12 protein-coding genes and 1 pseudogene are annotated in these 11,865 nt (G+C 38.5%); 11 read left to right on the top strand and 2 right to left on the bottom strand.

The features are described from left to right. Nucleotides 1–64 precede the first annotated feature (64 nt). Both mraY and PLA01S_RS05760 read right to left on the bottom strand, forming a co-directional pair. The gene (gene mraY, locus PLA01S_RS05765; protein WP_174819189.1) at nt 65–1,015 is read right to left on the bottom strand and encodes a phospho-N-acetylmuramoyl-pentapeptide-transferase; all 951 of its coding nucleotides are present in this window, start codon (nt 1,013–1,015) and stop codon (nt 65–67) included. Between the two features lie 78 nt (nt 1,016–1,093). Further along, nucleotides 1,094–1,678: a TetR/AcrR family transcriptional regulator gene (locus tag PLA01S_RS05760; protein WP_127590648.1), complete on the bottom strand. Its 585-nt coding sequence runs from the start codon at nt 1,676–1,678 to the stop codon at nt 1,094–1,096. A gap of 995 nt (nt 1,679–2,673) precedes the next feature. On the opposite strand from PLA01S_RS05760, the gene PLA01S_RS05755 reads away from it, so the two are divergent. The 11 genes and pseudogenes from PLA01S_RS05755 to PLA01S_RS05700 all read left to right on the top strand — a co-directional run bounded on the left by PLA01S_RS05755 (nt 2,674) and on the right by PLA01S_RS05700 (nt 11,749). Continuing rightward, on the top strand, nt 2,674–3,525 hold the full coding sequence (locus tag PLA01S_RS05755; RefSeq protein ID WP_272868136.1) for a bclA protein: 852 nt from the start codon (nt 2,674–2,676) through the stop codon (nt 3,523–3,525). A 393-nt stretch (nt 3,526–3,918) separates the two neighbouring features. After that, a pseudogene (locus PLA01S_RS33000) lies at nt 3,919–4,545 on the top strand (DUF6933 domain-containing protein). Between the two features lie 253 nt (nt 4,546–4,798). Then, complete coding sequence (locus PLA01S_RS05740; protein WP_127590640.1) at nt 4,799–5,593, top strand: hypothetical protein; 795 nt, start codon at nt 4,799–4,801, stop codon at nt 5,591–5,593. 304 nt (nt 5,594–5,897) lie between these two features. Beyond that, nucleotides 5,898–6,722, top strand: a complete 825-nt coding sequence (locus PLA01S_RS05735) for an aminoglycoside 3'-phosphotransferase (protein WP_127590638.1) — start codon at nt 5,898–5,900, stop codon at nt 6,720–6,722. A 247-nt stretch (nt 6,723–6,969) separates the two neighbouring features. Further along, the gene (locus tag PLA01S_RS05730; protein ID WP_127590636.1) at nt 6,970–7,545 is read left to right on the top strand and encodes a hypothetical protein; all 576 of its coding nucleotides are present in this window, start codon (nt 6,970–6,972) and stop codon (nt 7,543–7,545) included. A gap of 242 nt (nt 7,546–7,787) precedes the next feature. Then, nucleotides 7,788–8,957 (top strand): hypothetical protein, encoded by a 1,170-nt coding sequence (locus PLA01S_RS05725; protein ID WP_127590634.1) that lies wholly within the window; start codon nt 7,788–7,790, stop codon nt 8,955–8,957. Between the two features lie 240 nt (nt 8,958–9,197). Continuing rightward, nucleotides 9,198–9,446, top strand: coding sequence for a type 1 periplasmic-binding domain-containing protein (locus tag PLA01S_RS05720; protein WP_246059354.1), 249 nt, complete (start codon nt 9,198–9,200; stop codon nt 9,444–9,446). Nucleotides 9,447–9,684: 238 nt separating this feature from the next. Then, nucleotides 9,685–9,825 carry an HAD family hydrolase gene (locus PLA01S_RS05715; protein WP_127590632.1) on the top strand — a complete coding sequence of 47 codons (141 nt, stop codon included), beginning with the start codon at nt 9,685–9,687 and terminating at the stop codon, nt 9,823–9,825. 280 nt (nt 9,826–10,105) lie between these two features. Continuing rightward, on the top strand, nt 10,106–10,456 hold the full coding sequence (locus PLA01S_RS05710) for a hypothetical protein (protein WP_127590630.1): 351 nt from the start codon (nt 10,106–10,108) through the stop codon (nt 10,454–10,456). Between the two features lie 236 nt (nt 10,457–10,692). Next, nucleotides 10,693–11,049 (top strand): hypothetical protein, encoded by a 357-nt coding sequence (locus tag PLA01S_RS05705; RefSeq protein WP_127590628.1) that lies wholly within the window; start codon nt 10,693–10,695, stop codon nt 11,047–11,049. Nucleotides 11,050–11,281: 232 nt separating this feature from the next. Further along, entirely contained in the window at nt 11,282–11,749 is a 468-nt protein-coding gene (locus tag PLA01S_RS05700) for a GNAT family N-acetyltransferase (RefSeq protein WP_127590626.1), read from the top strand. The last annotated feature ends 116 nt before the right edge of the window (nt 11,750–11,865 follow it).

Below are 11,865 nucleotides of genomic sequence, written 5' to 3'. Positions count from 1 at the left end.
GAGAGTGAAGCCACGCTTCAATCCTACCAGGAGGCTTTTTTTCTTGCTTGTCTATTTCGGTGTTTCACATCACATACTTTGCAAGTACCCAACAGAGAAGAGCCATAAACCAGGAGACAAAACCGAAAATCATCACGATTTTGTTCTCGCTCCAGCCGTACTTGAGACTGAAGTGGAAATGGATCGGTGCCATTCGGAACAGACGCAGCTTGGTGCGTTTGTAGTACCATACCTGCAGTATGACCGAGAGCTGCTCGGCCAAATAGATGATGAACAGAAGTGGAATCAGAATTTCGACCTTCTCGATCACCGCTAAGAATGAAAGGGAGCCGCCAATGGCGAGAGATCCCGTATCGCCCATGAAAGCCCGTGCTGGATGAATATTGTAGAGCAGCAAGCCGAGCAGGCAGCCGACCATGACCAGCGAGAACATTTGCACCTCCGGTTTGTCGGAGATTAAAAAGAAGAAAAAATAGGTAGGTATGGCTACATTGATTAATAGTCCGTCCAATCCGTCGGTAAAGTTAATGGCATTCGCCGAACCCACAATGAATAGCAGCATGATAATAACGTACACGCTAACCGGCAAATGGAGCTGGAAGCCGTTGAAGAGTCGGATATCACTTGTCAGTGAAAAGGAATGGAACAGTACATACAGCAACGCGCCGGTAAACAGGAACTGAAAAACAAGCTTCATGCGACCGGAGATTCCGGACGGGTCCTGCCACGCAGCTTTTTTGAAGTCATCCATAAACCCGATCGAGCTAAACAAGAGGAAGGTCGCGCATAAAAAAACGGTAAGCGGCGCAGGTTGAAATTGCAGTGAAATGGCAACGCCAATCAGCAATATAAGACCTGCCATTAACGGCGTCCCGCGTTTGGCCTGATGATCGGGAGGCAGCTCACTCCGGATTGGCTGCGTAAGCTTTAACGTGCGCAATCCCCAGATAAGGAGCGGCGTGAACAGTGTCACCAGCAAGAACGATAGTCCGGATACACCCAGAATTCCATTCATCTTATACACATCTCTTTCTATCGATTTCGTGTTAGTACATTGTATTTCGATGAAATGGACAAATATTCCTTCTGATTTCTAGAATCGATAGGGGCCGTTAATGGACAAGCGTAATGCCATGGCCGTCATTTCCCGTGGAGTGTAGGGATATCCCTTTAACATCCACCATAAGATGGTCTCGTGAAACGCACCCGTCATAAAGTTGATCACCACGTCCGATGGAACGCTGATCTCGGCGCCTGTCTCGATGGCAGCTTCAAGCCCGACCTTTACAAAATGGTAGAGCGTGGCTTTAAAATAACGCAAAAATGGGGTGTCCGGATGGATTAAGATGAAGGCTTCGTAAAACTGCCGATTCTCCAGCGCATGGTTGAATAAAGCTACCATATTGGAAGGCAGTTCATCATAATCGACCTCTTGAAGGGATATTTTTTTCTCGATCACGATGCGGCGTTCCAAATCTTCCATTGTCTCCTTGGACATGACCTCCATTAACTCGGCTACGCTGCTAAAATGCTTGTAAAAGGTAGGCCGTGTCACTTGTGCCTCGGCACATAGATCCGTAATGGATATGGGATCGATTCGGGAAGCCATCATGTGAAGGAGAGCGGTTTTAATTTTTTGCAGGGTTCTTATTTCTCTCGGATCTAACTCCGGTTTCATGACGATAGTTCCACTCCTTCGCAGTTCCACAATATGTATCTCTCTATTATACAAAATACCATCATGTACTGGATCTGGGTAGGAGCTGCAACTGTTGTAGCTGGATTCATAACGATTTAATTAACCTCACTTTTCAGTCTTTTGAGTAGTTTACGGCTCAGCCGGAACTGGGCCATGATGGCCTGACCCTGTGTAGGTTGAAGTAGTGCATACTCCACTATACTGCCTGTTTATGTAATGCTGCAGGTTTAATAGTTTGCTATCTCTGGACATGAGTTAACGATAAGAGCCAAATGATCCAGCTTATTGGAGAGAAGAAAGGCGCGTAATAATATTGAATTGAATGCGGTTAGATCATAAAGGATGGACAGCACCGAAAGTATCGGGAGCTTACAACGTCGATTACGGCGATTGTGAGCTCTTTTTGCTTCCCAATAACTAGGTTGCTGCTATAATGAAGATCTGGATGATTCCATTTACACCCGAATCCATTCAACAGTTGCATATACTTTTTGAAGGAACGAAGATTTATGTTGATAGTGTGTTGATGAAAGAGTGCAGCTTGTTTATCAATGAAGCTCGCAGGATAAAACCTATCCTGCAGCCAGCTCTTTGCCGTTGAACGAGAACTGAATCTGCCGTGGTCGTCTTCGCTCCCGCTGACCTGTCGTGTATTCCAATCCTAACTCAGTTTATCCCAGCCCTCATCTGAAGGAAAAGGTGGGGGGTTATTTTACGTTTATATTACATCTTATCTGTAAAATCCAAAACGAGGCAGCCTTGATCGGCACCCCGTTGAGCTATCGTTATCCGTCCCTCAACCCGCTTATAAAGCAAAAAAGAGATGCATCAATGGCGTATCTTTGTGACTGAGAATTTTGGTCAACGAATAACGCCCAATATTCTTAAAATGGTTTTGAGTCTAGCTATAGCCAAGCTAATAGTCCATGCCTAAAATAAACAACTCACGTACACTGAACCATCCTTATAGGGAGGTGTCGTTGTTGAGTTTTCCGGATAGAAAAAAACGGTGTAAAAAGAAAACCGCAACTGTATGCTATCTAAAAGAAAAAAAGAAACGTCGTCTTCGAGTTATTAAAAAAATAGTTATAAAAAAAGTAATGAGGGTGCCGTGTCCCCCACCAGAAGGACAGCAATTACTTCAAGGACTTGCGGGAGCAATTGCAGAAGCTGGACCTGGAGGGCTTGCAGGCGCACTTGGACCCCAAGGACTTACAGGATTGGCAGGAGCAATTGGTGCACTTGGACCCCAAGGATTAGCAGGACTGGCAGGAGCAATTGGCGCTGCTGGACCAGTAGGACCACAAGGACCAGCAGGACCACAAGGACCACCAGGACCTGAATTTAGTGTTTGTGATTGTTGTGTTTCTCCGATGCAAAATGTATTAGAACAATTAATTGGTGTGACCGTTATTCTTTCTACTGTTGCAGACGCACCTAATGTACAACCATTATTAACTAACGTCACCATCAATGAAGTGAATGATTTTCTGGTTACGGTAGTAGACGAAGCAACTAACACAACCTCTATAGTCAGCATTGCAGATGTGACTGCAGTCCTCTTTTCACCTGGTACTGAAATCACATTAGATGCACCTATGAATTTCCCGGGCGAATGTGATTGTCGTGAAAGACCTCTTAGAGAGTTATTTGATACACTTGTTAATACAACAGTAAGTTTTCGGAGTAATACTGGTGGAATGGCGGAAAATTTCAACTTAGAAAGAACGGGACTTGGAATTATTTTTGGACAATTGGATTTAGGAGGAGGTACATTTGTAAATGCTGCTATTTCAATATGCCAAATTACACAGGTGAATCCATAATAGTCACAAGTACCACTAATAAAATAGAGTTAAGTTTACAGTATTATGAAGAAGTTTTTCCTCTCTAAAGCTTGTTCAGCCTAGTGCTTCTTGAGCTTCACTCATGCTCTTTTTGCAAGAGTCCCTCAGGGTTGCCGAAGCCCCTGATGACGCGATTGGCAAAACGTTCGTTATATTCGATGGTGCCTAGGTAGTCAAGAGTCCTTCATGACATTTTAGAACGAGAGTGCTATCAACGTAAGCATCAAGTAGCCCACACCTTGTGATCAAGATGAGGGCTATTTACGCTTATACCGAAAGGTACACACATGTGAGTGTGAAGGACATAAGAAGGATTAAAAGATCGTTAGATCAATTGGAAGGAGGAGTTTGAGGGAGAGGAGGAGTAGTAAAATGTTTGGCGAAGGAGTGTTTACGAAGTTCGTAAACACCTCAAGAGATGATATTTTTGCGAAGTTCGTGAAAAAGACGTTATCTGAAACCAGTGCAAGAACGAAAGGAACAAAAGTCATGATTATTTTCAAAACAACGAAAGACACATTAAAAGATCTAAATGCCAAATCAGAAACAATTGAACATACGGATTCTTTCTTTAGTTGGGATGTAAACCTTTTCAAATTATATGGTAGAAAGCACTATGTGTTTATGAATGACTTTTCTTGATTAAGTTTAACTGTCACTGGTATTAGAACAAATCAAGCAAATAAACTAAGAGAAATCTTTAAAGATAATTTGGAAGCTTATTTTGCCGTTGAAGAAATCCCTGATACTCTAGCGCAATATTATTTAGAAAGATGTTGCGAAAAGGCTATTACCAAAACGGATAGTAGAAGTGTTATAAGTACAATGAATGAAATTATGCTTGTTATGAAGACACTAGAGAGCGAAAACGAAGATTTCAGAGATCAAGCTCTACGACACAAGTGGAATAATCGATTTATTTACAAACCAATCGATTATAAATATCCAATTGATGTATTTGTTAAAGAGCTTGAAAGAAGATTTAAAAATGAGAATTAGAGAACTCGAAGAAGGCACTGGCTTCAGATAACATTATTTTCACGCATCGGACCCTGGCGGCTCCTCGGTCCGCCCGAGGAGAATGATATTGAAGCGTGTTCAAGCGGACACATCCGCACCGACTAACCGCATCGCGGCCGGCTGCTGGCGCAGCCTTAAGTCGGTGGGACGTCGTGAATACAGGAACGTTAGAAGAAATTACTAAAAGGTCATAAGACCAGATCTATTTTATTATGAAGTGAGGATAATAATTTTGTTAAAGAAATTAAAGAACATATTTCAAGAAAATGAACTCGATATTCAAAAACTAAAGGACTTATCAAACAAGCTGTATTTCGGTGAAGAAGGCGCGGGATTACTCAATGGTGGCAAAAATAAAAAGAACAAAAAAGCTGAACCATTAACTATGCACGTGATAAACAAATTAAATAGAAAAAGAAAAATCCTTAAGTTTTGGGACAAGTTTAAATTGAAATACCTTATTTATGTAATATGGGGATTAGGAATTATTTTAGTTCTGCTTATTTTCCCAATTATCTATAATAAAATTTTTAACATACCATCTAAAAATGTTGCTGGAGAAACTTCAGATTGGATTTCATTTTACGGTAGTTATTTGGGTGGATTATTCGGAGGCTTATTAACTTTGATAGGGGTTAGGCTTACGATAAGTCATAATAATAAACAACAGTTTATTAAAGATTTTCCACAGAAAGATATTGCGTTACGTGATATTATCACTGAAATAAAAAAATTAATGGAAAGAATTAAAGAATGCAAAAATGAAAAAGAATTGCTTTCTTGTCTTTTCGAATTTAGTTCAAAAGAGATTGAGTTGAAAGAGAAAGCGATCATGGCAGGTCCCACAACATATAAAATATTAGATAAGTTATTTGAGTTTGTAAATGACGGCAATACAATCAAGCTTTTATATATAATGAATTCAGGAAAAGATGGAAGTATCATAAGTATATTAACCGACTATATTAATATATTTTCTAAATTAAGAAGAGGCTTATTTAATGAATATGAGAAGAGTGCAGTTTAATGGATTTGAGAGTTTCCCAAGGAAGGAAGTAACTTCTTCTAACATTAAATTCACGCATCGGTATACATCCTTTGTCCGGTAGAAGAGGTTAGGGAAGTATAGACAGCCGGACACATCCGACTTCATCGGACGTCGTGAATACGGGAACGTTATAGGAAATCAGCGAAAACGATAAAACCATTTAAACCATAATAGGTATTCAGCCAACGGGAGTTTATTTTGAAAAAGGGAGACAGTATCTTGTTGCCCTACTTTTTAAGCACAGGAAAATGTATTAAGTCGAATTCATTAGGAGGAGAAATCAATGAATATTACCCCAATAAATTCAGTTGAATACGAGACTTTTCCCACAGAAATACGAAGATACTTAATCGATGCAGGGGTAACAATCATAAAGAACAATTCAAGGTCATCTGTATATCACATTAAAGGGCCCGTTCATGATTATTTCCTTAAGGTCACTTCAAAAGATCAAATGAATTGTGAAGCCATAATGACAAATTTTTTATACAATTTCGGAATATGTCCAAAAGTAGTTCATTACGTTTCAAATGACACAAATGATTTTTTTGTAACAGAACGGCTAACTGGCTCAGATGCAGCAAGTGATGAGTACCTTGAACAACCTGGACATTTATCTGAAGTATTTGCTGAAAGTCTCTTAAGTTTACATCGAGTCCAACCTGTGAATTGTCCAATAACGAACGGATTAGAGGAAATGGTTATACGAGCCGAGAGAAAATATCGCGAGGGTGGAGTCGAAAAGGGTCTGCTTAGGTATTTGGGATATTCAAATATCAAAGTCGCATACGAAGATATGATATCTTTGTTTAAAAATTCCACAGAAGATAGAGTAGTTATACATGGTGACTACTGCTTACCTAACTTAATCCTTCAGGATTTTAAAATGACTGGATATATTGATGTAGGTTATGGTGGTATAGGCGATCGGCACTATGACATTTTCTGGGGACTGTGGTCATTACAATTTAATCTGAGAAGTGATGATTATTCCAAACAGTTTGTTAAGGCTTACGGTAAACATTTAATCGATCAAGATCGACTTCGTCTTTGCGGACTTCTTTCCGCTTTTAATGGGTTTAGGGGGCAAGATTATTATGAGAAATAGTAAGTGTCGAATGAACTAACGACAGGTACGATAGCTTAAGATTACAAGGATAAATTTGTTGGTAATTCGAAGAAGTCGCTGACATCCTATAACAAAACATTCACGCTGCGGGCCAGCAAGCTGACCCTTGGTCTCGGAAGCAGAGGGCGAGGAAGAATAGCCGGGACACATCCACCTACGGTGGACGTCGTGAATGTGGAACGTTATACGACAGTACGAAGAGAGTATTGAATGGAGGTTTTCCACTATGGAGTTATATGAAGAACTCAAAACAAAAAAAGAAGCAGGAATGTCGTTAAATATAGAAGAACTTACTCCAGAAATGCTCAGGAAGTTATTTATTGAAGAAGAAAAATCAGATTATCTTATCTCGCAATTATTTGATGTAAAAGAATCTAAAATTTCATACAGAAGAAAAAAGCACGGTATAACTATTAGAAACTCTATATTAGATGATTTCTTATTGGCAAAATCTGAAGAGGCAATGAAAGTTAATGAGAAGTACAGAGACAAGCTATTGGTTGATGAGAATTTGACCATGATATCAAAAGCAATTACACATTTTGCATTTCGAAATGGCCCTGTAGAAGATATGCATGCAAGTCCGAATAATCAACTTTCACAAGAAGATATGAAAACACTCAATAAATTCATGGTAAATAAAATAGCATATATTTTTAAGTTAATTATTGAAAACCGTTGGATTGAACTTGATTTCCTTATTAGGCACACTGATATGATGTATGGCCATGACTGGGATAATGCTGAACCGGACGATGGAGATAACAGAAAGATTATTGAAATGATGATGAAAAGGCAATAGATTATGGGATTATTCAAAACACCGTCGTATAACAAAGTATTCACGCATTGGGGCTTCGCCCCTTTGGTCCGGCCGAAGTTGAAGAGGATTCGATTGAAGTGATCTCAGATACTGGGGAGTGAATAAGCCGGACACATCGATCTCCCTAAGATAGGAGCTATCTAAGGAAGATCGACGTCGTAAATACAAGAACGTTATATGCAATCCCTGCTAATAAATATAAAGAGGAGTGTGTGATCACATTGATTGATCGTGAAGTCGTCGATAGACTAATACTTCGACACATTAAGTATGAGAGTTGGATTCAACAAGAAAACGCATTACCTATTCATGAAGATGATATTCCGCCTGCATATCAAACTATATTTATGCAAAGCGAAGAAGCTTATTCATTTTATAGACATAGCCTTATCTATTTTATGAAAGATATAACAGATGAAGGGGAAATACATCAAGAACTATATAAATTGATAAATCAAATGATTAATTCTGAACCAGAGAATTATGAGAGATTTAAGTTACTTCAGGATTCTCTATTTAATAACTTTAATAATAGATGGAATAATGTTTTTCAATTCACTCGTTTATTTACAGATCTGCGTATAGAACGTGTTGAGTTGAATCAAATTACTCTCAGTGCATACCAAAGTAAGTATGAAATTGATGAGATTCTTATTTTGTTAGCTGTTCTGAGAAAGGTAATATCAGACAGTATTTTAGATACTGAACTGAATAACTTACGTGATAGATCTGGAAGGTTGCGTAAAGGAGTTGCAGTAGATTACATAATTTCAGGGTTGCAGTCATTCCCGAAATTAGCTGAAGCAATTTCAAAAGCATACCTTCCGAAGCTAAGAAATAGTTTTGGTCATAATGACTATAAAATTATTGAGGGAAATCTATATTCACTCAATAATGAACTAATAGCTTCTAACAAAGAATTCATAGAGGCATTCTACAACATTCAAGAAGTACAGAATACAGTGTTATGGGCCATATCTTATTATAACTGCATTGAAAACTTGGAGAATATCCTTGACTGTGGCGTATTATCGATTGGATATCACCATGATAAAGAGCAACAAGTACCTGAAATTCAACTTTGTCAACTATGGTGTTTCTTCCAATATGACACAAGTAGAGATTGGCTGAACAAGGTAGTAGTTAGTAAGAGCAGAAACACGATAAAAACCGAGTTTACCGAGAATTATTCTATATCAGGTGATATTATACCTGTTATTGGTAGTTGGCTAGAAAAAGCTAAGCAATACTGCGAGGTACAAGTAACTATAATTCCAATAATTCCTTTTGTTGGACTTGATAGCATTACGGTAGCTATAAACGGGGAGTTATACCAAATGTATGGAGATCCATGTATAACAAAAATTCCGATTGAAATCAATGATATATAGGGTGTTCATAGAAGGCTGGGACAGCATATAACACAATATTCACGCTGCGGGCCATACGGCCCTTGATCTGCCAGAACTATTTTCGAGGAAGTGAATCAGGCAGATACATCCATTTCCCTAAGATAAGAGCTATCTGAGGGGAATGGACGTCGCGAATACAACAACGTTAGCAGAAATCAGGGGAATGCTTAATTAAATTATAAAGATTAGATAAACTATTATTTAAGGACGGGGATTTCAATGAGTGGCTTGTTACTAACCTCTTGTGGTTTTTATACTGAAGATATTAAAAATCAATTTCTGGATTTTATTGATAGAGATATTTCTCAATTAAAGGTCTCTATTATTACAACAGCATCCCCTATGAAAGAAAATAATAGATATGCACAAAGGGCAATGCAAAATTTCAAGGACATGGGGTTTCAGCATATTAATTTTGTAGAGAGGGGAAAAGATTCTGGGACAGGGCAGGATTTAAACCCTTTGTAGGTAATGCAAGAGGTGCGTCGTATAACACCATGTTCACGCATCGTCGCATCCGCTCCTCGGTCCGGCAGAAGTTGAGAAGCCAAGAAGTGGAGTCAGCCGGACAACCCTACAAGGCTAAGTGGCGGAGCCACCCGGCAAGAATCAATCGCTGCGCTGGATAGATGGGCAGCTTAAGCCTTTCGGGCTCGTGAACACAAAACGTTAGGTGAAATGACCAGAAGCGCGAAAGGAGAAATCAATGAAGTATTCAACAATTGTACTAGATCTAGATGGAACTTTTCTAGATTCTGAAAAGCGAATTTCAGAAAGAAATCACAATGCTGTTATGAAATGCCACCAGCAAGGAATGAAAATAATTTTAGGCAAATTTAAATTGTAAAGTGCTTTGGAAGTTATTCAAGAAGGCGCTTATATCCTATAAAAACGTGTTCACACATCGGGTCATTCAACCCTCAGTCCGCCCGAGGCATTTCGGAGAAGCGGATTCAGGCGGACACACCTGTGAGGCTAACTGCGCAAGCGCAGCCGGCCACTTCGTGGCCTTAAGCCTCTCGGCGTCTGAACACAAGAACGTTATAAGAAATCAGAGCAAACACTTCAATGCAAATTATAGTTTCATATAATGGATAAATTCAGTAAAGCATTGAAGTAATTGAGAAGTGATTTTAATTAAGATAAAAAAAATATTGAGGAGTATTGCAATAGGTTTAATTATTAGTTTAAGCATAATGTTAATAACTACGCCTTCTCATGAAAGATTTGAGAAGTGGATTTTACAGGAATATGGTATTAGATGTGAATTTGATAAGTACTTAATCGATGTATGTTATAAGGATGAGAAAAGAATTGATTTTAAGTCATCTCACTTTAGAAACTCAGCATTTTTTGCCTCATATGAAAAAAGGTATGAATACGAAGATGGTGAAAAATTGACTGTAAGAACACTTGGTGTATTGGGTGTTCTTCTTAGAATGAATGAAGGATTCTTATGGGATCTCTTGAACAATTAAAGTTTTTATAAAAAAAGGTTAGTATTTAAACAAAAGAACAATTCAGTATTGTAAGAAATTCGATGTAGGCGCTGACATCTTATAACAAAGCATTAATACATCGTCGCATTCGCTCCTCGGTCACTGGTGATGCCTTTGGAAGGGGTGTTTATTCACGTGACAACCTGCTATAGGCAAGTTCGACGTTATAGGAAATCAACGAGTATAAATAACATCATCTAATTATAGGAGAACGTATGAAAATCACTATGGAAATGAGCGAAGCCGCTTATGAAATAGCTAAGAAGGTATACTTAGGGCATATTACAAGAACTGAAGGGAAAATAGAATTTAATAAGATTACAGGAATGAATGAAGGATCAGCACAAGCGTTTATAACCATATTTCTTGCGATGATGAATGGAGAAGTATACAAGAGAGCATTTAATAATGAAACCAATAAGTTTTTATTTGAAAGTATAAAGAAAGATTTTGGGAAAGAATATTTTACAAAAGCTTTAATAGCATCTCAAAAGCATGTCAATTATTATTCAACATTAGGCAAGGGAAATCTATCAGGTCTCCAAAGAATAATAAATGAAATGAAATCTTAGAGTGTTTAGCAATTTCGAAGTAGTCGTTGACATCCTATAACATAATATTCAAGCTGCGGGGCTTACGCCCCTTGATCGTCCGATGTATAATCATGGGAGATAACTCAGACGATACCCGAGCCGGCCTAAGATAAGATCTATCTAAGGCCGGCTCGCGTCGTGAATACAAAAACGTTAAGTGAAATATTCGTAAGAACATTTTAAATCGATAGAAGCTTATATGAGGTGGGATATGGAAGTCTTACAAACATATGATTACGAGCTTATTAGTAGGCTGAATCAGGAAGTTCAAGAATTACATAGACAGATGTATCCTGAGTATTTTAAACAATATGATCCCGATGCTGCGAAAACTTTTTTTAAACAAATCATAAACGACCCAAGATTTATCTTTTATGTTGCGCGAGAAGAAGATCAAGTATTGGGATATGCTTGGGTGGAGTTACGAGAGTATAAAGAAAGTGCATTCCGTAATGCGTATCAATCTCTATTTATTCATCATCTGAATGTCCTTAGTGCATTTAGGCATAGGGGAGTAGGAAATGGATTAATAAATAAAGTTATTGAAGTAGCTGAAAGTAATAAAGTAAATAAAATTGAATTAGATTATTGGGTGAACAATGAAGTAGCTAGGAGTTTCTATAAGAACAAAGGATTTATGAAATATAAAGAATTTGTTTACAAAGATATACGAAATTAGGAACATTATCTGAAGCTTGATCGAGGATGACGAATACATCACTCAACATAGTATCTACGCTTCGGGCCGTTCGGCCATTGGTTCGCAGAAGAGGCAAGCAGAGAAGCGGATTCAGC

The organism is Paenibacillus lautus NBRC 15380, assembly GCF_004000945.1.
Taxonomy (GTDB): domain Bacteria; phylum Bacillota; class Bacilli; order Paenibacillales; family Paenibacillaceae; genus Paenibacillus_AQ; species Paenibacillus_AQ lautus.
The sequence above is the reverse complement of the archived record's forward strand: the minus strand, read 5'-3'. Positions and strand labels throughout refer to the sequence as shown.